This is a genomic window from Armatimonadota bacterium (genome assembly GCA_016789105.1).
Classification (GTDB): Bacteria; Armatimonadota; Fimbriimonadia; order Fimbriimonadales; family Fimbriimonadaceae; genus UphvI-Ar2.
The window spans coordinates 19596-37986 of sequence record JAEURN010000008.1; the positions used below are offsets into that span (position 1 = coordinate 19596).

General features: G+C 60.4%; 21 protein-coding genes and 1 tRNA gene. 14 read left to right on the forward strand and 8 right to left on the reverse strand.

Going from position 1 to position 18391, the window contains the following annotated elements; genetic code table 11:
• Positions 1 to 57 precede the first annotated feature (57 nt).
• The 4 genes from efp (at position 58) to JNM28_08505 (ending at position 3482) form a co-directional block, all read left to right on the forward strand.
• Positions 58 to 621, forward strand: a complete 564-nt coding sequence (gene efp, locus JNM28_08490; protein MBL8068474.1) for an elongation factor P — start codon at positions 58 to 60, stop codon at positions 619 to 621.
• 11 nt (positions 622 to 632) lie between these two features.
• Complete coding sequence (locus JNM28_08495; GenBank protein ID MBL8068475.1) at positions 633 to 1733, forward strand: hypothetical protein; 1101 nt, start codon at positions 633 to 635, stop codon at positions 1731 to 1733.
• 16 nt (positions 1734 to 1749) lie between these two features.
• Positions 1750 to 2808, forward strand: coding sequence for a hypothetical protein (locus JNM28_08500; GenBank protein ID MBL8068476.1), 1059 nt, complete (start codon positions 1750 to 1752; stop codon positions 2806 to 2808).
• Between the two features lie 68 nt (positions 2809 to 2876).
• Complete coding sequence (locus JNM28_08505) at positions 2877 to 3482, forward strand: nitroreductase family protein (protein ID MBL8068477.1); 606 nt, start codon at positions 2877 to 2879, stop codon at positions 3480 to 3482.
• Positions 3483 to 3543: 61 nt separating this feature from the next.
• On the opposite strand, the gene JNM28_08510 is transcribed toward JNM28_08505, so the two are convergent.
• Positions 3544 to 3618, reverse strand: a tRNA-Lys gene (locus JNM28_08510).
• An 83-nt stretch (positions 3619 to 3701) separates the two neighbouring features.
• Here JNM28_08510 and JNM28_08515 point away from each other — a divergent pair.
• On the forward strand, positions 3702 to 4739 hold the full coding sequence (locus JNM28_08515; GenBank protein ID MBL8068478.1) for a phosphoribosylformylglycinamidine cyclo-ligase: 1038 nt from the start codon (positions 3702 to 3704) through the stop codon (positions 4737 to 4739).
• Between the two features lie 27 nt (positions 4740 to 4766).
• On the opposite strand, the gene JNM28_08520 is transcribed toward JNM28_08515, so the two are convergent.
• Together JNM28_08520 and JNM28_08525 are read right to left on the reverse strand one after the other, a co-directional pair.
• On the reverse strand, positions 4767 to 5234 hold the full coding sequence (locus JNM28_08520) for an FHA domain-containing protein (GenBank protein MBL8068479.1): 468 nt from the start codon (positions 5232 to 5234) through the stop codon (positions 4767 to 4769).
• Between the two features lie 85 nt (positions 5235 to 5319).
• Entirely contained in the window at positions 5320 to 5946 is a 627-nt protein-coding gene (locus JNM28_08525; protein ID MBL8068480.1) for a thiamine diphosphokinase, read from the reverse strand.
• Positions 5947 to 6245: 299 nt separating this feature from the next.
• Between JNM28_08525 and dnaA the strand changes: the two genes are divergently transcribed.
• From dnaA to JNM28_08545, 4 genes are all read left to right on the forward strand, one after another.
• The gene (gene dnaA / locus JNM28_08530) at positions 6246 to 7622 is read left to right on the forward strand and encodes a chromosomal replication initiator protein DnaA (protein ID MBL8068481.1); all 1377 of its coding nucleotides are present in this window, start codon (positions 6246 to 6248) and stop codon (positions 7620 to 7622) included.
• Position 7623: 1 nt separating this feature from the next.
• Positions 7624 to 8379, forward strand: a complete 756-nt coding sequence (locus JNM28_08535; GenBank protein MBL8068482.1) for a creatininase family protein — start codon at positions 7624 to 7626, stop codon at positions 8377 to 8379.
• A gap of 44 nt (positions 8380 to 8423) precedes the next feature.
• Positions 8424 to 8978 carry an outer membrane beta-barrel protein gene (locus JNM28_08540; protein MBL8068483.1) on the forward strand — a complete coding sequence of 185 codons (555 nt, stop codon included), beginning with the start codon at positions 8424 to 8426 and terminating at the stop codon, positions 8976 to 8978.
• 92 nt (positions 8979 to 9070) lie between these two features.
• On the forward strand, positions 9071 to 9538 hold the full coding sequence (locus JNM28_08545; GenBank protein MBL8068484.1) for a hypothetical protein: 468 nt from the start codon (positions 9071 to 9073) through the stop codon (positions 9536 to 9538).
• A 5-nt stretch (positions 9539 to 9543) separates the two neighbouring features.
• On the opposite strand, the gene mtaB is transcribed toward JNM28_08545, so the two are convergent.
• Entirely contained in the window at positions 9544 to 10857 is a 1314-nt protein-coding gene (mtaB, locus tag JNM28_08550; GenBank protein MBL8068485.1) for a tRNA (N(6)-L-threonylcarbamoyladenosine(37)-C(2))-methylthiotransferase MtaB, read from the reverse strand.
• A gap of 22 nt (positions 10858 to 10879) precedes the next feature.
• On the reverse strand, positions 10880 to 11518 hold the full coding sequence (locus JNM28_08555) for a hypothetical protein (protein ID MBL8068486.1): 639 nt from the start codon (positions 11516 to 11518) through the stop codon (positions 10880 to 10882).
• Positions 11519 to 11528: 10 nt separating this feature from the next.
• Here JNM28_08555 and lpxK point away from each other — a divergent pair, with 10 nt between their 5' ends.
• From lpxK to rfaE2, 5 genes are read left to right on the forward strand one after another with little or no spacing between them, the layout of a single operon-like run.
• Positions 11529 to 12515, forward strand: a complete 987-nt coding sequence (gene lpxK / locus JNM28_08560; protein ID MBL8068487.1) for a tetraacyldisaccharide 4'-kinase — start codon at positions 11529 to 11531, stop codon at positions 12513 to 12515.
• Entirely contained in the window at positions 12469 to 13398 is a 930-nt protein-coding gene (locus JNM28_08565; GenBank protein ID MBL8068488.1) for a lysophospholipid acyltransferase family protein, read from the forward strand. The genes lpxK and JNM28_08565 overlap by 47 nt, the downstream gene beginning before the upstream one ends.
• Positions 13344 to 14342: a glycosyltransferase family 9 protein gene (locus JNM28_08570; GenBank protein MBL8068489.1), complete on the forward strand. Its 999-nt coding sequence runs from the start codon at positions 13344 to 13346 to the stop codon at positions 14340 to 14342. Before JNM28_08565 ends, JNM28_08570 begins: the two co-directional genes overlap by 55 nt.
• A 32-nt stretch (positions 14343 to 14374) precedes the next feature.
• Positions 14375 to 15223: a glycosyltransferase family 9 protein gene (locus JNM28_08575; GenBank protein ID MBL8068490.1), complete on the forward strand. Its 849-nt coding sequence runs from the start codon at positions 14375 to 14377 to the stop codon at positions 15221 to 15223.
• Positions 15220 to 15684 carry a D-glycero-beta-D-manno-heptose 1-phosphate adenylyltransferase gene (rfaE2, locus tag JNM28_08580; GenBank protein ID MBL8068491.1) on the forward strand — a complete coding sequence of 155 codons (465 nt, stop codon included), beginning with the start codon at positions 15220 to 15222 and terminating at the stop codon, positions 15682 to 15684. Before JNM28_08575 ends, rfaE2 begins: the two co-directional genes overlap by 4 nt.
• Here the strand turns inward: rfaE2 and JNM28_08585 are convergent.
• The 3 genes from JNM28_08585 to def are packed head-to-tail and all read right to left on the reverse strand — an operon-like array spanning position 15668 to position 18381.
• The gene (locus JNM28_08585; GenBank protein MBL8068492.1) at positions 15668 to 16906 is read right to left on the reverse strand and encodes a PD40 domain-containing protein; all 1239 of its coding nucleotides are present in this window, start codon (positions 16904 to 16906) and stop codon (positions 15668 to 15670) included. The two genes, rfaE2 and JNM28_08585, sit on opposite strands and share 17 nt — an antisense overlap.
• Positions 16907 to 16936: 30 nt before the next feature.
• Positions 16937 to 17854 carry a methionyl-tRNA formyltransferase gene (locus tag JNM28_08590; GenBank protein MBL8068493.1) on the reverse strand — a complete coding sequence of 306 codons (918 nt, stop codon included), beginning with the start codon at positions 17852 to 17854 and terminating at the stop codon, positions 16937 to 16939.
• A gap of 2 nt (positions 17855 to 17856) precedes the next feature.
• Complete coding sequence (def, locus tag JNM28_08595; GenBank protein ID MBL8068494.1) at positions 17857 to 18381, reverse strand: peptide deformylase; 525 nt, start codon at positions 18379 to 18381, stop codon at positions 17857 to 17859.
• Positions 18382 to 18391 lie beyond the last annotated feature (10 nt).

An 18391-nucleotide genomic window follows, 5' to 3' on the forward strand; every position in this document is an offset into this window, starting at 1 on the left:
CCAGTCAGGTGGATCGAGTAACATTCTGCCTAACCAAACAAGGGATCCACTGTGGCAATCGATACCAGCAGCTTCCGGCCCGGCGTCGCCTTCTATCTTGATGGCGAAGTGCACCAGATCTTAGAGTTCCAACATGTCAAACCGGGCAAGGGGCCCGCGTTCGTGCGGACCAAACTCAAACGGCTCAAAACCGGCGCAACCTTTGAAAAAACCTTCCGCTCGGGCGAGAAATTTGATGACGCCTTTCTTGAAAAGGTGAATTACCAATACCTTTACCGGCAAGGGAATGAACTCGTCCTCATGGATTTGGACACTTACGAACAATTCCCGGTCGACGAATCGGTGTTTGGCGACCAGGCGAAATTTCTGAAGGAAGAAATGGAAGTCATGGCAACCCGCGTGGGCGACGAGATGATCGGTTACGAAATCCCCAACTTCGTCGAACTCGAAGTTGTCCAAACCGACCCGGCCCACAAGGGCGACACCGTGACTGGCGGCAGCGGCAAACCCGCCACACTGGAGACCGGGGCCGTCGTCAACGTCCCTTTCTTCGTCAAAGAAGGAGAGGTCGTCAAGGTCGATACCAGAACCGGCGAATACCTGGAACGCGTCAAAAAGTGATGTAACCCTCGATGGCCAGACCGAACCCCCAGAATTTCAACAACAACCCCATCGGCGATTCAGCCGCTGGGTTCATGGATGGGCTGGCCAAAGCCCTCTTCTACGGCGGGGCGGTCGCAACGGTCATCGGAGTCGGAATTCTGCTCTATCAAATCTTCGGATCCGGCACCGCCGGCTCAGAAGCCATCGAGCAAGCCCTCAAGTACCAGGACTACTTCCGCATGTCCGCCCTTTGGGGTGTCCTTTCCATGTCACTGGGGGCTGCGTGGCTGTTCTGGGGGGAAGAAGTCGCAGGCCCGATCATGCTGATCATCGGGCTCGCATTGGCCTTTGCCCAGGCCTATATGCCCGCCGCACTCGGCAGCGGGGTTAACCAACTCAACACCAACGCGGTCAACTTCCTTTCGCAATCCGGATACCCCGCCATCTTGGTCGGGATCATCCTGATTGTCGCCGACGTCATCACGCGGGCCCGGATCCGCATGATTGAAGGCGCAAAAGCCGAACAAATGAAGTACGGCAAAGGCATGAAGGAAGAGCGAGATGTCCGCGACGTCTTCATGGGCAAGTGCTGGCAGCTCCCCTATTGCCGCAAATTCGTCCGCGAACGGTGCCCCATCTACCACACCAAGCGCACCTGCTGGAAAGAGCGGGTCGGCTGCATGTGCGAGGAAAGCGTCATCAAAACGGCGATGGAGGGCAAAACCCTCTCCAAAGACATGGTTGCCGCCGCCAAATTCATCCCCCAAAACAGCAAACTCAGTGCGGCCGCAAAGGCCGAACGGTGCCGCCAATGCGTGATTTACAACGAGCACCAAAAGCATAAATATAAGCTGTTTTTGCCCATCATCGTGGTCGGTGTCGCCGCCATTTACATCGGGCTCCGCCCTGTCCTTGCCGGCGTTATCCAGGGAGGGCTGCAAACCATTGACAACATCTACAAGGGCGTCACTTTGCAAAACGGGAAGCCCGTGGATCCCTCCGTCCAGGCCACGTCCATCACCGGTGGGACAATTCCTTACAACGAGATCATTCTGTTTGTCTTGACCCTGGTCGCTATGGCCTACGCGATCAAAGTCCTCGAATTCCTGGTCTGGAAACTCAAAGTCTGAGGCCAAATTGCCCGCCATGCGCACGGCCGATGACCCGATCACTCTCAACGGCAGCCATGGCGAAGGCGGGGGAGCCCTGCTCCGGACGGCGCTCTGCCTGAGCGCCCTGACCCAAAAGCCCGTTGTCGTTGACCAAATCAGGGGGGCCACCCGCAAGCCGGGGCTCGCGGCGGAAGATTTTGCCGTCTTGGCCGCCCTTTCCCAGGCTTGCAACGCGCCGACCGAGGCGGAAATCGGCGATGCCAAAGTCGCATTCTCGCCCAAACGGCTGCCAAAACCCATCCACTTCGAACACGACATCCCCCGCTCCGGATCGGGCCGGTCACCCGGCAACACGCTTGTTGCGGCCGAAACCCTGGCCCCCTTGTTGGCCCGATCCGGAGCCTATTCGACCCTGACCCTGTTCGGCGAAACCCACAACAACAACACCCTGGGCTTTGATGCGTTCGAACTCTGCTCCGCCCCGGCCCACCTCGCCCAAGGGATCGGCATCTACCCACACATCCACCTGGCGGGATTCGGGTACGCCGGGCGGGGAAAGGTGGTCGTTGAAGTCGAGCCGTCCGAGATCGTGCCCATCCATTGGCCGAATCGGGGATCCTTGGCCGCCGCCGGTGCCCGGGTTTCGGCGTGCGAAGTCCATTCCCAGGCGGTTGCCGACGCCGTTTCCGGTTGCCTAAAACTCCTGCAAGACCGTGGCCTGGGCGACCAGGTCGACCAGATCGAGCTTTCCGGCCCGGAACCTGGACTCAGCATCACGTTTTGGGCCCGGTTCGAACGGGGCGCCGGGTCGGCCTCTGCCTGCTGGAGCCGGGGGGGGAGCATTGCCAGCACGATCGAAAAAGCGTGGGCGGAGTTTGAGGCGTTCCTCCGGTCCGAGGCGACTGCCGACCCGCACTTAGCGGACCAGCTCCTGGTGCCCGCTTGCCTGGCTGAAGGGCTCACCACCTACACAACGCCCAACATCACCCGTCGGCTCAAAACCATGGCTTGGGTCGTCAAGCAATTCCTGCCCATTGCCATTACCATCAAGGGTACGGAAGGTGCCCCGGGATTGGTCACCATTGAAAGGTAGGGACTTTTCTCACAAAATACGAAACGCAGCGTTTACTTTTGGCACCTGTATGGCGTAGAACCGCCTTGATGGAACAGGAACTCACCGTAACCCAGGCGGCCCACGCCCGAAATTCGATCCGCAAATACACCGACGAGCCGATTAGTGACGACACGATCCGGGAACTCGTCTCCGTCGCCGGGCTCGCTCCGAGCCCCTGGAACATCCAACCTTGGCGCGTGGTCGCCGTCAAAGACCCCGAAACCAAAGGCAAACTGATGGAAGCCGCTTATGGCCAGCCCCAAGTTGGCGCTTCTGCCGTCACGTTTGTCATTTGGACGGACATGGCCGAAGCGATCGACAACGTGGAAGACACCATCCACCCCGGCATGAAGGAACGGGAAGCCGAAACCGCCAAGTCAATCCGCGACCACTTTGCGGGTTATTCGGAGTCTGATTTCCACTGGTGGGGGCGAGCCCAAGGCTACACGTTCATGGGATTCCTGCTGCTTGCCGCCCAATCTCACGGCTATGCCACCAGCGCGATGCTCGGTTTCGACCCGGAAAAGGTCAAAGCCCTGTTGGGATTGCCCGAAAAAGCGCAGATCCCCGCCATCGTCGCCATGGGCCGGCCGGCCGAAGACGGGTTCCCCCACTACCGGCACGGGTTTGACCGGTTCGCCAAAATCGTCTGACAGGGATCTTGAACAACGATGGCCCGGCTACTTTGGCAGCCGGGCCATTTCCATTCAAAAGTGGTGAGTCGTCTGGGATTCGAACCCAGGGCCCACGCCTTAAAAGGGCGTTGCTCTACCGCTGAGCTAACGACTCACGCCCCAGTACGATACCCAACCCGTCCAACGGCCCAGGGGATTTGGGGCTTTCCTGGGCCGGGCCAGGGGTACAGTCCAACCATGGAATCGGGCCAGGACTACTCCGCTGCCGGTGTCGACATCGAAGAGGCACAGGCCTCCCTGGATTCCGTGCGCGAGGCCGTCAATGCCACCCATACGGAGCAAGTCATCGGCGGCATTGGGGCATTCGGGGCCATGTTCCGCGCCGAGTTCGGTGGCATGGATCGGCCGATCCTCGTCAGTTCGATCGACGGGGTCGGCACAAAAACCAAAGTCGCCCAAATGACGGGCGATTATTCGGGGCTTGGGCACGACATCGTCAACCATTGCGTCAACGACATCCTTTGCCAAGGGGCGCGGCCCCTCTTCTTCCTCGACTACTTTGGGTGCAGCAAACTGGAGCGGGCTGTTTTCAACCAGGTCGTGACCGGCGCTGCCGATGCCTGCGCGGCAGTTGGGTGTGCCTTAGTCGGCGGGGAGACGGCCGAAATGCCCGGCGTTTATCTGGATGCCGAAGTCGATATCGTGGGATGCATCGTCGGCGTGGTCGATGAGGCCCTGCGGCTGCCTCGGCCCCCGGTCGTGGCGGGCGACCGGTTGATCGGATTGGCCAGCAACGGCTTGCACACCAACGGCTATTCCCTGGCCCGCAAAGTCTTTTTCGGCGACCACGGGCTCTCGGTTCGCGACCCGCTGCCCGGAGACCCGGATTCCACGATCGGTGCCGTGCTCATGCGGCCTCACACGTGCTATTTCGACGCCGTCCATAGCCTGATCGGCCAGGGCCTGATCAAGGCGGCCGCCCACATCACCGGCGGGGGGCTGACCGATAACCTCCCCCGGGTGCTCCCGCTGAATGTCCAAGCCAAAATCAACCGCCGGGCTTGGCAGCCTTTGCCGGTGTTCGAAGCAATCCAGGCGCTCGGCAACATCGACGACGCCGAAATGTACCGGGCGTTCAATATGGGCATCGGCATGGTGCTCGTCGTCGACTCCGACAATGCCGAATCAGTCGTTCAGGCCGTCAACGAGTCTGGGATCCCCGCCGCAGAAATCGGCAAACTCCAATCCGGGCCGCAAGACGTCCAGATCGTCTGAGCCCATTGAAAACCGGTCCACCCCGGTTCAGCTCACCCGGAAGACGAACCGGGCATTGCCAAACGCGATCTCATCGCCGTCGGCCAGTTCGGATTCGGCTACCCGCTGGAATTCCCCGTCGCGGAGGATGTACACCCCGTTTGAGCTCCCCAGATCCTGAATCGAAAAGACGCCCGCGTCCTCGGTGATCTTGGCATGTTTGCGGGACACATAGCCGCCTTCCTCGATGTTCCCCAAATCCACGTCGATCGGGCCGACGCTGGGGTCGAACCGGCCGATAGTCGCCGGTGCGGCGATCGGGAACTCCTCGCCGGTTTCCACTCCCTGGCGTTTGACAATAAGGCGCGGCCTCGGCTCGGTTGCCGATTCAATCGATTCTTCGACTGCCTCAGCCCCGCTGGAATCGGCTTCCATTTCGGCAACTGCAGAATCTTGGGGATCGACGGTCGGCTCGGTTTGGGGTTCGTGGTCAGTCATGTCGTGCGGGGTGGTCATGGTCTCGTACTGTTGCGGCGGGGCCGTCCTGTTAAGTCTATCGGTATTAGGACGTAATCCAAAAGGCCAGGTGTTTCAAATCGGGTCAATGCCACGCCAACGGCAAGGAATCCAAAATCGCCATGACCACCCCCTGATCCACCCGGATTTCCAACCGGTCTCCAGCGAATTCGTTGCTCAAACTGAACCCGGAACTAAATGAGACTGTGCGGTCTTGCATTTCCCACCTGGCGCCCCGGGTTGAGACAAGCGCCCCATCCAGCGACAAAAGCGAAAAAACCTGGCCCGGGGACGCCCGGAAGGCGAGGCCGGCCCCAGCCCGGCAAAAGACACCAAAACCCTGTTGGAGAAGGATCCTTGGCGATAGGCCGCTACGGGCGATGCTTGAAAGGCTGGTGACCACATGGTCGAACCGGTCGCCTTCAAGCCCCGCCATCACCAAGTCGACTTCTCCCAGGCCGCGGACTTCGGCCAGCAGCTTGTCGCAATCGCTGTGGTCTTGGTCGGGGCGCTCCCGATATTCGACCCCGGGCATGCGTTCGGAGACACTGTCCAAATCGCCCACGACCACATGGGGCAAGAACCCGTTGGCCAGGCAGACATCCTGGCCCGAATCTGCCGCCCAGACCGCATCGGCCCCTTGCGCTAAATCGGCCAAAGATTGGAACGGAGGGGTTCCCCCGGCAAGGACGCACAAGACCCGCAAACCCATCGCTCACCGCAGTTTAACAGTTCTGCCGCAAAATGCATCACTCGCAACTTTTGTGTTAAGCAAAGGATAGGTAGGGCCCAGGGACATGGGGATGGGTAGCCGTTTGTCGAATTTTGTTTTCTTTTTGAGGGGTTGACATTAAACCTGTTCACCCCCCCAGGCACGAGATGTTTCGGCCCAGCTTAGAGGTTCTTCGAAAACCCCGGCCAACCTTGCTTTTGCAACGAAAATCCATGGGGGGGTCTGTGTATACTGCCCCCACTTGATTGCCCCGATATCCGGGGTTTTTGCTTGCAGAAATGTCAGACCAGCACACGCTCATGGACCACGAAGACCTCGTCGCCCTCAAGACCGCCTGGGACAAAGTCCTTGACGGCCTGAACGGCCAAGTCCCCGAAACCGTGATGAACCGCTTTTTGCAGCGGCTCGTCCCGGTGGAACTCCGCGAAGATTGCGCGGTCTTTTCCGCCCCCGGACGGTTTGTCTACGAATGGGTCAAAGAGCGGTACCACGACAACCTCCAGGCAAGCCTCAACCAACATCTTGACCGGGCAGTCAAATTAGAGATAGTCGTTGCCAACAGCCAAAAACCGGCCGCTAGCACCCATGCGGTCGCCAGCGTTTCCCCCCGGGCGTCCGAGCCTGGCCGGTTTAAACCCCAAGAGCGGCTCACGTTTGAAAATTTCGTCGTCGGGCAATCCAACCGGATGGCGGTGGGGGGAGCAAAGGCCGTTTCCAGCGCACCCGGTACCCGGTACAACCCCTTGTTCATCTATGGGCCCAGCGGGTTGGGCAAAACCCACCTCCTCCACGCCATCGCCAACGAAATCCTGGAACGCGACCCCTATCACAGCATCATGTATGTGACGGCCGCCCAATTCATGGAGGACTTCGTCACCGCGCTCAAGAACAACCAGATTGAGCGGTTCCGGCGGCAGCAAAGGGGCGTCAACGTCTGGCTTTTGGACGACATCCAATACGTTGCTGGCAAAGACAAAACTCTGGAAGAGATCTTCCACACGTTCAACTACCTTCAATCGCTTGGCAAGCAAATCGTCCTCTGCTCCGACCGGCCCCCGCGCGACCTGCTCCTGATGGATGAGCGCCTGCGATCCAGGTTCGAAAGCGGCCTCGTCGTGGACGTGCAACACCCCGATACCGAAACCAAGTGCGCCATCCTACTCAAACGGTCCGAAGTTGAAGGGATCGCCTTGGATCAAGAAACCGCCATGATCTTGGCCGAGGGCGTGAACGGGACCGTGCGCCACCTGGAAGGCGCCCTGCACAAATTTGCCGCCCAGGCCAGCCTCACCGGCCAACCCATGGATGCCGCCTTGGCCAACGAGATTGTCGAACGCTACTACGCCAACCTCGTCATCGCCAAGCCGACTTTCGATCAAATCATCGCCAGCGTCGGTAAGCATTACCGCGTGGATGGGGAAGAAATCCTTGGCATCAGCCGCAAAGCCCACATCGCCCAAGCACGGCACGTGGCCATCTACATCACGCGGGAAATCCTCGGGGACAGCTGGAAACAGATCGGGTCCTTGTTTGGCAACAAAGACCACACATCCATGATGCACGGGTACAAAAAGGTTCGCGCCATGATGAACCAAAGCCGGGAAATGAACGCCAGCGTCCGGGCCCTCATCAGCGACCTCTACCCCAACCAATGACATGGTGCTCTCCGAGCTGACCTGGCCAGAAGTCTCCGCCCTCGATGCGGCGTCCACCGTCGTGCTCATCCCCACCGGGGCGGTGGAACAGCATGGGCCCCACCTGCCGCTCGGAACCGACACCTATCTGGCCACGGCAGCCGCCCAGGAGATTGCTGCCGCTTGCCCAGATATCGCCCTTGTCACCCCCTGCCTTTGGATGGGGGCCTCGCTCCACCATATGCCGTTTGCCGGGACCGTCAGCGCCAGTTTTGAGGGATATGCCGAAGCTCTGCGTCGGGCCGTGACCAGCCTTGCTGACCATGGGTTCATCAAATTCATGGCCGTCAACGGCCATGGGGGCAACTGCGACAGCAACCGCATCGTGTTCCGCCAGCTCCGGCACGAGCGCCCGACGCTCCAACTTGCGGCCGCTAACTACTTCGATTTCATCGAACCCGGACTCCTCGATTCCACCATGGAGGGGGCGCTCAAATCCATCCGCCACGCGTGCGAAGCCGAAACGAGCCTCATGATGCACAAGCACCCTTCTTTGGTGAAGGTGGAGAAACTCCGCAACGACGGGCTTGCCGCCTACCCCGACATCCCAGGCTTGGTCTCCAATTTTGACGAAATCACCGAGCAAGGCTCCTATGGTTTTGCCACCCTGGCTTCGGCCCAAAAAGGGGAGGCGTTCTGGGCTTCCATCATCCAAAACGGTGCCCAAGCCGTCCGGGATTTCTCGGCCGGGTTTGCCTACCTCGGCATCGATCAGTGAACCCTGGCAACGTTGCCGGGCGTCATTTGGGTAACTTTATGATCATGCGCAACCGACTCTGCCTCTTGGCCGCCGCGGCCCTCACCATCGCCCCCCTGGCCGCCCAAGCCCAATACGACCAATATGTGGGGCCCGAAGTCGGTGTCTTCCTCCCGACCGATGGCAACTTGCGCGGCGCCCTCGGCAGCCAATGGTGGTCGATCGGGGTCTCCACCATGAAGCAAGGCACCATGCTGACCCGCAAGGTCGGCACAAACATGAACTTGATCAGCCAGTCTAAAAACGGCAACAAGGTGTTCATGGGCAGCTACACGTTCGGGATCGTTGTGCCGTTCAACCAAGACATGCGCAAGGCCAATTCCGATTTCCAACCCTACTTTGCGGTCCGCGCGGGGCTCAACTACACCGACTATGCCATCACGTTCAACAGCCAGCGGCTGGGCGGCAAAAATCTGGGATACAACGCCAATGCGGAATTCGGCATCCAGTTCGGCGACCGGTTCACGGTCGCGGCCCGGTACGACATCTCGCCGGATTACGACGGCTTCAACTTTGACGGGCTGAGCTTCTCGCTCCGCTATGGCATCGTCAAGTTCTAACGCCTGACCTATCGAAAGCGCCCGGTTGTCTCAGCTAGCCGGGCGTTTTTTTTGTTTTCAGGATTCGCCTTTTGCCGATAGACTCTCACTCAGTGGAGTTTTTATTCCGCCCAATTCAAATCAGCATCCCTTGGAAGGCCATCGCGAATCTCCTCGTGGCCAGCATCGGTTTTGTGTCCGGGGTGTTCACGGTTTGGTCGACGCCAGGCCTTGCGTTTTGGGTCGTGCCTCTTTTTGTGGGCAGTGTGTTCTTTGCGTTTGCAAACTATCGCCAGTCTGCCTTGCGCCATGTATCGGGGCTTTACCTCACCCCTTGGATCGCCATCGGCATCTGCTGCCTCGCCCCGCAAATGGCTTTCAAACCCGATTTAGGCTCACGCCTCGACCCGAGGATGTCCTACTTCCCCTTTTTTGCAGGGATCGCTGGGTGCATCTGGCTCCTTGTTTTGCCTTGGCTGAGCCGCAACCAAGATTGGAAGGGGTTCGCCCTCGCTGGCCTGATGTTGCCGCTGACCGTGGCGATCAGCCTTTCTTGGACTGGCACAATCGCCTTTTCTTGAGTTCGCTAGTTCACTAACACCAACGAACCCGGCCGCTCGGGAACCGAAAGCTCCCCATAAGCGACCCCGTCCCGCTCGTCGTCCAGGCGCACCCACTGCAGCGACTTCTTCATCAAATCCGGCCCCGCGAACTTGACCGTGATCCAGTTGTCGCTGGTGCCTTCGAGCAAGCCATCCTTGCCGCGCCGTTCAGCCAGTACCCGCACCGAACGCCCCAAGAACCGCCGGACCTGCTCGCGCCCAGTTTGTTCGGTGAGCGCGCTCAGCCGCCGGGCGCGATCCTGTTTTTCCTGGGGGCTCACCGGGTCACCCCACTGGTCAGCTGGGGTGCCGAACCGCGGGCTGAACCGGAACACGTGCGCTTTGAGGTACCGCACGTGCTCGCACACCGCCAAGCTGCTTTGGAACCGTTCTTCGGTCTCCGTGGGGAAGCCGACCATGATGTCGGTCGTGATCTGCAAATCGGGAAGCTCCGCGTAAAGCCGGTCGCAAAGATCCAGATAATCCTGCTGGCCGTACCGGCGGTTCATGTCCTTCAGCACCCCAGTGTCCCCGCTTTGCAAGGGGATGTGGAAGTGCGGGACGACGGATCCATGCCGGACCAGGTCGATGATCGGGGCGGTGACCTGGTGCATTTCGATGCTGCTGATGCGGATGCGGGGGAGACCGCTTTCTTTGCTCAGCCGGGTGACGAGTTCCTCGAATTCCGGGCCGCCGCTCCCGGTTTCGGGGCCATATGCGCCGATCAGCACGCCGGTCAGGATCGCTTCGTGATAGCCCATTTCGGCCAGGCGCTTGGCTTCCTCTAGAACCTCATCAGCAGGGCGGCTGACCATTCCCGGCCGAGTGAAGGGGATTGAACAATAGCTGCACATCACGCTGCACCCATCCTGGATCTTGAGGGTCGCGCGGGTGCGATTCGCCCTCGGGTCGGGCACGGTGGGGAACGGCTCCGCTTTGGCCCATGCCTCCATTTCCGGAAACGCCCGGTAAAAGTGCTTCTTGGCTTCCAGCTTTTCCGGGTTGGGGACGAACACATCCCCTACTTCGAACCCCGTGCCCTTGTTGATCCCCATCTGAACCGCGCACCCGGTCACCACGATTTTGGCGGCCGGATTGGTCCGGGCGGCTTTGCGGACGGCATACCAACTCTTTGATTCAGCTTGGCTGGTTACACTGCACGTGTTGACCACGTAGACGTCAGCCGGCGATTCGAACGGGACCACCTCGAAACCATCTTCGACAAACGAGTCGAGGATCCGTTGGGTTTCGTACTGGTTGACTTTGCAACCGAGCGTCGTGAAGGCAGCCTTGGGCATCTGCGCCCCCTAGTTTACGGGATCAGTCGGCGGAAGTCCCGTACACTTGCATGGCCGAACGCACCTGCCCCGAGTAGAACGACCCGTTTTCCGCCGCATCCAGTTGGGCCAAAAGGTCGGCGGGGTCTTGCCCCCGTGCAGCTGCGGCGTATGCCCGGCCCATGACCACCTCCAAGGGGTCGTCGCCTTCGGCGGTCAGCTCGGCAGCCCGGTCAAACCGTTCCGCGGCGGTTTCCGCATCGCCACTGGCCCAATCGAAAGCACCCACCAGCCACTCGGCGCGCCCCAAGGGCACCCCGGTTTTGCCGAGCCGACGAGCCAATTCGATATTGCGTTCGGCATAACGGGCCGCATCCCGCTCCATCTCCGGCGAAACCGTGACATCGGAATCCCCCCAGCCGCGCCAACAAAAAGCGGCCCGGTTGAAACACACGGCCTTGAGCCCCGCAAGGACTTCCGGATCAGCGGAATCCCCGGCAAACCGTTCGGCCATCTCGCAAGCCCGGATCACACCCGTCAAATCCTTTTCCTCCCAGCGGAAATGGATCATCAACTTGTTCAACCCCTGGATCGCTTCTGGAAGCGGCAAATCCGTCACCGTCGCAAGAACCTGATCCCAGCCACCTTCCACGTAAGCCGACACAACCGCATGCCGTTCCATCAGAGCAATCATGCCACAATCCGCCTTGCGCGTGAAGCAGTTTTTTGAACGCATTTGGGAGCAAAAGGGCCACCCGGCTTGGATTCTTTCGCCGCTCTCCCTGATTTACCAAACGGGCTGGCGTGGGTATCTGGCCACCTACCAGCTCGGGCTGAAAATAAGGTACCGGCCCACAGTCCCCACCGTCTGCGTCGGCAACTGCACGGCCGGAGGGTCCGGCAAAACCCCATTCACTTTGTATCTGGCCGAAAACCTGGTCACAAGGGGACACAACGTTGTGGTCTCCACTTCTGGCTATGGGTCGCCGCACTATTCCGGGGCAACCCTGGCCCCCGATGGCCCGCTGGATGTCCGGCAATGGGGGGACGAATCGACCATGTTCCGAGAACTGCTCCCCGATACGCCCCTCATTGTGGGGCATTCGCGCGTGCAAACGGCAAAAATCGCAGAAGATGGGTTCCCTGACCACATCCTTGTGATGGATGACGGGTTCCAACACCTTCCCTTGGAGCCTTGGATTTCCCTGGTCATCGAGCCCCATCTCGAAAACGACTTCTGCTTCCCCGCCGGCCCCTACCGGGAACCTCCGGGGCTGGGCGCAAAACGGGCCAGCCGCGTGCTGACCTACGATCGGGACATCCACCCACTGCCGCTCACCGTAAGGACGCCCGACGGGGTGACCCTTCCCAAAGGGCCTGTGCAGGTTCTTTGTGCCATAGCCCACCCGCAAAGGCTGATCGACAGCCTGGCCCTTGCGGGATACCCGTCCAAACGGGCTGTGACCCTCACCGACCATGACCCGATGGATGCTGGTAACCTGCTTGAACGGTTCGAACCGGGCATCCCGCTCGCCGTCACCGCAAAAGATTACGTCAAACTCAAGCACCATCCGGATCTGGCGCGTTTTTTGACCGCCTTGGTCGATTACCGGGTGGCCCCCCGCGAACCCGATGAGTTCTTCCAATGGCTCGAACATAAAATCCAAGAGCTCCGCTAGGAAAGCGGCCCTGGGCAAAGCCGCCGAGTCGTTCATGCGGTATCTGGTGCGCCGGGTCGGCGGCAAATCACCGGCCCAGGTCGAGCAGATGGGCCGGCGGTATGGCCAGCTCATGTGGTCATTCGCCGGTAAAAGGCGGCAAAGGACACGCGAAAACCTTCGGCTCGCATTCCCCAACCGGGACAGCCGGGAAATCGAGCAGATCGCCCGTGGCGTGTTCATCCATTTCGGGAGGACCTCCATGGACTTTTTGGCCGGCGCAAACCGCACCAAGGAAGAGATCGAAGCCACGACCCACATCCAAGGATTAGAACACCTGGATGCCGCCCTGGCCAAAGGGAAAGGGGCTTTGCTGATCACCGGGCACCTGGGCAACTGGGAGCGAGTTTCCGCCTGGCTCAGCCTGAGCGGCTACCCGCTCAACGTCATCGCCCGGGATGCCGACGACGAAGGCGTCAACAGCATCGTCAACGAAATCCGAAAACGGCCGGGGACGAAGGTGATCTCAAGGGGGCAGGCCGCCCGCCAAGTCCTGCTCAAACTCCGGGGTAACGAGATCGTCGGGATCCTGCCCGACCAAAACGCCTCAGATATCTTCATCCCCTTCTTCGGGGTTCCGGCCGGCACAGCCCTCGGCCCAGGAGTCTTCCAATCCCGGACCCAGGCGACCGTCGTGCCCGTTGCATGCGTCTACAATGCTACAAACCGGTACACGATGACCTTTTATCCGCCGCTCGAACCCCATCAACCTGAAACATCCCCGGGCGAGGGTTTGATGCGGGCCATCAACGCCTGGTTGGAAGATCGGATCCGGGAAACCCCTGAGCAGTGGCTTTGGATGCACGACCGGTGGAGGAATGCCCGCCGGAAGGGGTTGATTTGAAACCAAAAATCCTCGTCGTCCGATTCAGTGCCATGGGCGATTGTGTGATGGCGGCATGGGCCCTGACGGGCCTCAGGAACGTTTTGCCCCAAGCCCACATCACTTGGGCCGCCATGGATCGGTTTGCTCCCGTGATCGACCGGTCGCGGCTCGTCGACGATGTTGTTTTTGCCGACACGGCCGCTTGGAAGCGGCGGCGGGCCGCCCCCACCACCTGGCTTGCCCAGTTCCGGACCTTCGCCGGGCTCCGCAAAGAGGGTTTTGACGTTGGATTCGACCTGCAAGGGCAAGTCAAAACGGCCCTGTGCCTCCGGCTTTCGGGGGCGAAGCGGCGGATCGCCACTCAAACGGCCGACGGCATGGCTCGCAGGCTGAACCCGGCATTCGATTGCCTCTCGGGATCGGTCCACGAGGTCGAGGCGGCCCATCGGCTGCTGAGCCAGTGGCACGAATGCCCCATCCCCGCCAAACCGTTGATGCCGCCCGTGCACGAAATGCCGAATGGGCAAGTCGTCATCCAAACCGGTTCTGGCCACCCCCACAAAAAACTTTCCCAAGGCCGGTGGCACCAAGTGGCCAAAGAGCTCCTCACGCTGGGGTTCCCGGTCACTGCAATCGGCGGACCCGGCGACGACCCGGTCTATACCGAGGGTGTCACCAACCTCGTCGGCCAGCTCAGCCTCGAAAAATCACTCAACTTGGTTGCCAACTGCCGCATCCACATTTCCGCTGACACCGGCACGGCCCATGCGGCTAGTGCTTATGGTGTTCCGGTTGTCACGGTATTCGGCCGCACCGACCCCAACCGCTATCGGCCTTTTGGGCCCCAAACCACCGTGATCCGGCCGGGGCCAGATCCCGATGCCGTGACGGCCGGCGAAATCATCCGTGCCGCCATGCCCTATTTGGGAGGTCGCCCATCCGCTTCCTTGTTAGTCGACTAAGCGCCCTTGGCGATGTCGCCTGCTCACTGCCCGTGGCCGGTTCGCTACGGCAAACCCATCCCGATTGCGAAATCATTTGGCTATGCGACCGGCGGTTTGCCCCCTTGGCCCGGCTCTGCCGGAATATTTCGCACGTTGTCGAACTCGAAAAGGATTGGAAAGCATGGCGCGCCCAGATTGCGACCCTCGGCGAATTCGATTGCGCCATCGACTTGCAAGGCTTGCTGAAATCGGCTCTCCCCGTCGCCCTCAGCCGCGCCAAATCCAAACTGGGGTACCACTGGCAGCGCGAAGGATCCCGACTGTTCACGCAGCCCGTGATCCCTTGCCCGACCTCAATCCACGTCGTCGAGCAATACCTCGATGTCGCCCGCGCCGCCGGTGGGGGCGACACCGTTGATTTTGGCCTGGTGCCAGATGCCCAGGCCGTCGCTAACGCCGAAGCCCTTATCGGCCAACTCCCGTCCGGGAAACAGCTCGTTGTGTGCCACGCCGGGGCGGGATGGGCAACCAAAAGATGGCCGGCCGCCAACTTTGCTGCCCTTGCGGATGCCTTGTCGGGCCAGGCCAACATCTGCTTCATCGGGACAAAGGCCGATGGCCCAGCCGTCCGTGAGGTCTTAGACCAATCAGTCCATATGCCCGTAGACCTCCTTGGCAAAACCGACATCCCCACCCTGGCGGCCCTGCTTGCCCGGGCAGACCTGCATATTGCCGGAGACACCGGCAGCATCCACATTGCGGCCGCACTCGGCACGCCCTGCATCGGCCTTTACACCTTGACGCGCCCCGAACGGTCTTGCCCCTTTGGACAAATAGGGCGATGCCGCGAGCTCGGTTTGGATGCCGTGGTCGAAACGGCCCGGGAGATCCTGGCATGACCGACACCTTGGCCCAAATCGCAGCCGCCCGCCGGGGGAAAACCCTGGTCTTCACCAACGGCGTTTTCGATATCCTCCATGCCGGGCATGTCCGCTACCTGGCGCAAGCTCGGGAATTGGGAGACCTCCTCGTCGTCGGCGTCAACACCGACGAAAGTGTCCGGCGCCTAGGCAAAGCACCGGATAGACCCGTGAATCCATTAGAAGACCGAATTGCCGTGCTTTCCGCATTGAGGGCTGTGGATTTTGCCATTCCGTTCAGCGAGGACACCCCCGAAACCCTCATCGCCCAAATCAAGCCAGACATCCATGTCAAGGGCGGCGACTACACCATCGACCAACTACCCGAATCCCCGCTGGTGCAAGGATACGGCGGAAAAGTTGTCATCCTTCCATTTTTGACCGGAAAGTCAACAACCTCCGTGATCGAAAAGATCCGCGGAACTATTTTGCCGGACTAAACCGCGGCGATAGCCAAGTACCCCCGCTTGTGACCTTGGTCTCCGAAGACCCGTCGGCGTTCACCCGGTAGATGTCGATGTCCTTGCCATCCTGTTTGAGATAGGCGAGCTTGGTGCCATCCCCAGACCAACTCGGTGAACTGACCCGGCCCTGCACAACCGGTTTTGCCTCGGCCCCGCCATTGACCTTGAACGGCATCACCAGCATCACGGCCGGCTCAAAGCCGCCCCCTTCGGTTTTTGCCCCAACGACCACCGCGATCTGCAACCCGTCGGGGGAGATGGCAAAGTCGCCAACTGCCTCAGGGGCATCGGGGCCGACGACGATCACCGCTTCGGATGCCGGTTTGCCATCCGGGCCGATCGTCACCCGGAAAAGAGCCGAACTGAACGGCTTCACGACCTTGCCGCCCTTGATGAACTCTTTGGGGACATCTTGGTAGGGCGGGAATTGGAAGCCGCGGACGAGGACAGCCCCGACCCCGTTGGGGTCGGTTTCAAAATCCACAATCTGCCCGCGATACATCTCGATCGGGCGCAAGGGCTGGCCCATCGCATCGACACCGACCGGCTGGAAGACCATCGTGTACCCCTCGTCGTTGCGCATCAGCCCGTAGATCATCTCTTTTGAACCGGCATACCGCGCTTTGGTGAAGGCGGTGCCAAAGCGGTCGTACCCCTCCATCGACCCCTTGGCACCCTCCTCGCCAACCGAAATCCGCTCCCCGGGCGGTGGCAAAATTTGGCCCAAGTCGCCCGTCTTCACGTCGAGTTCGAAAATCTGACCCCCGGTTTGGAGCAGCCCCAGATTCTTGGCGTCCGGGTCGCCCGCCGGGCCGAACCACGGGGCCCCTTGACTGCGGGTGCCCTTAGAGCGCCGCATGAATTTCTGGTCTCCGGGATTCCATCGGTAAACGTTGTAGGCATTGGTCTCCCGGTTGGAGCTGACAAAGATCCGGCTGCCGTCCACCGCCCAGCTGACCTCCCGGTCGTCGTAGGTGGCCTTGCTGGGCTTGGGCGGGTCGATCCGTTTGCCGGCCTCGTCAAACAAGGCGAGCCGGCCCCCATCGCGCGTTTGCTCAATGGCAACGATCTGGCCGGAAGAATCATAGGCCCCCACATCGGGATCCTGGACAAAACTCTTGATGAAATTGAACGAGATCAAAAGCGCCGCAATGATGAGCGCGCCAATGATGAACCGCTTCGTGATCTGGTCTTTCATGGATGGGTGACACTCATTGTGAAGGATTTCCTATCGCAGAAAACGCATGCCTGAGGCCAGTCGTGCCCCGTTCAAGAATTCTGCCGCGTCCATGCGCTTGCGGCCCTCGGCCTGCAGTTCCAGGATATCCAAGGCCCCACCGGCTAGTGCCACCATTATCCGGCCATCGGAGATGGTGGCGGAACCCGGCTGGCCAAATTCCCCCGGCAGGGCCCTTGCTCGGTGGATCTTGACCACCCCAAGCTCCGTCGTGGCAAATGCCCCCGGAACCGGGGTGAAGGCGCGGAACCGGTTGTAGGCCGTCGCCAACCCAAGGTCAGCCGTGATTTCTGCCTCGGCCTTTTCCACTTTGGGCGCGTGCGTTGCAAGCGAATCATCCTGGGGAGTGCAAAAGTAGTCGTCGTACCAAATCCGCGGCATCCAATTGATCGTCATCAACCCCGCCAGTTGGGCGAGCTCGCCATAGACCTCGCCGGCCGTGGCATCCGGCTCGATAACGGTTTTTGTGATGGCCACGATGTCGCCGGTGTCCAGGCCCTTGTCCATCTGCATGAGGGTCACCCCCGTTTCGGTGTCCCCGGCTTCGATAGCCCTTTGGATCGGGGCGGCCCCTCGCCACCGGGGCAATACGGAGCCATGCAGGTTGAAGCACCCGATTTTGGGGATATCCAGAACCGCCTGGCTCAGGATTTGCCCGTATGCGGCAACCAAAAAAACGTCCGCCTCTTCCGCCGCCAAAACCTCCAAGAACTCTGGGGACCGGCTCTTTTCCGGAGTCTCCACCCGCTTCCCCAGTTCAAGGGCCTTGGCCTTGACCGGTGAGGGCTGCAGGGCCATCCCCCGGCCTTTTGGCCGATCCGGCTGGCTGACGACCAATTTGACATCCGGCGATGCCGCTTCCAAGGCTGGAACGGCAAAATCGGCCGTGCCGAAGAAAACAATCCGCACGGTCAGCGGTTCTCCGGATTCGGGTCTTGCCAATGCAGAGTTTTTTCATCGACTTTATCGATGAAAAGCACCCCATCCAAGTGGTCGATCTCGTGTTGCACGATGATCGCGGCATACCCTTCCATGTCGTAATCTACGGGGCGGCCTTTGATGTCGTAGGCTTCCACAACAACAGAAAGCGCCCGCTCCACATCCCCATAAAGTCCAGGGATGCTGAGACACCCTTCTTCGCCGATTTGCGTCCCCGAACTTTCGGTGATGCGCGGGTTGACCAATACGATCGGCTTCTTTTCCGGGGCGATGACGATGATCCGCTCGCTCACACCGACTTGGGGCGCAGCGATGCCGACCCCGCGCGCCTCCTTCATGATGCGGATCATGTTTTCGGCGAGTTTGGTGTGCCTTTTCGAAATTTTCTCGATTGGCGCCGCCTTTTGCCGCAAAACAGGGGCCGGGATCTTAACGACCGGGCGTTCCGCGCTTGTTTCATAGAGGTGCGCGTATTCGGCTGGGACGACGATCTCCATCGGGCAGTGG

What these genes read in the sequence shown, in the direction of transcription:
- JNM28_08525 (MBL8068480.1), bottom strand. Translation starts at nt 5,946, where the DNA reads ATGGGTTTGCGGGTCTTGTGCGTCCTTGCCGGGGGAACCCCTCCGTTC.
- def (MBL8068494.1), bottom strand. Translation starts at nt 18,381, where the DNA reads ATGGAGATCGTCGTCCCAGCCGAATACGCGCACCTCTATGAAACAAGC.
- JNM28_08505 (MBL8068477.1), top strand. Translation starts at nt 2,877, where the DNA reads ATGGAACAGGAACTCACCGTAACCCAGGCGGCCCACGCCCGAAATTCG.
- rfaE2 (MBL8068491.1), top strand. Translation starts at nt 15,220, where the DNA reads ATGACCGACACCTTGGCCCAAATCGCAGCCGCCCGCCGGGGGAAAACC.
- JNM28_08555 (MBL8068486.1), bottom strand. Translation starts at nt 11,518, where the DNA reads ATGGAACGGCATGCGGTTGTGTCGGCTTACGTGGAAGGTGGCTGGGAT.
- JNM28_08500 (MBL8068476.1), top strand. Translation starts at nt 1,750, where the DNA reads ATGCGCACGGCCGATGACCCGATCACTCTCAACGGCAGCCATGGCGAA.
- JNM28_08540 (MBL8068483.1), top strand. Translation starts at nt 8,424, where the DNA reads ATGCGCAACCGACTCTGCCTCTTGGCCGCCGCGGCCCTCACCATCGCC.
- lpxK (MBL8068487.1), top strand. Translation starts at nt 11,529, where the DNA reads ATGCCACAATCCGCCTTGCGCGTGAAGCAGTTTTTTGAACGCATTTGG.
- dnaA (MBL8068481.1), top strand. Translation starts at nt 6,246, where the DNA reads ATGTCAGACCAGCACACGCTCATGGACCACGAAGACCTCGTCGCCCTC.
- JNM28_08565 (MBL8068488.1), top strand. Translation starts at nt 12,469, where the DNA reads ATGAGTTCTTCCAATGGCTCGAACATAAAATCCAAGAGCTCCGCTAGG.
- JNM28_08535 (MBL8068482.1), top strand. Translation starts at nt 7,624, where the DNA reads ATGGTGCTCTCCGAGCTGACCTGGCCAGAAGTCTCCGCCCTCGATGCG.
- JNM28_08495 (MBL8068475.1), top strand. Translation starts at nt 633, where the DNA reads ATGGCCAGACCGAACCCCCAGAATTTCAACAACAACCCCATCGGCGAT.
- JNM28_08520 (MBL8068479.1), bottom strand. Translation starts at nt 5,234, where the DNA reads ATGACCACCCCGCACGACATGACTGACCACGAACCCCAAACCGAGCCG.
- JNM28_08515 (MBL8068478.1), top strand. Translation starts at nt 3,702, where the DNA reads ATGGAATCGGGCCAGGACTACTCCGCTGCCGGTGTCGACATCGAAGAG.
- JNM28_08585 (MBL8068492.1), bottom strand. Translation starts at nt 16,906, where the DNA reads ATGAAAGACCAGATCACGAAGCGGTTCATCATTGGCGCGCTCATCATT.
- mtaB (MBL8068485.1), bottom strand. Translation starts at nt 10,857, where the DNA reads ATGCCCAAGGCTGCCTTCACGACGCTCGGTTGCAAAGTCAACCAGTAC.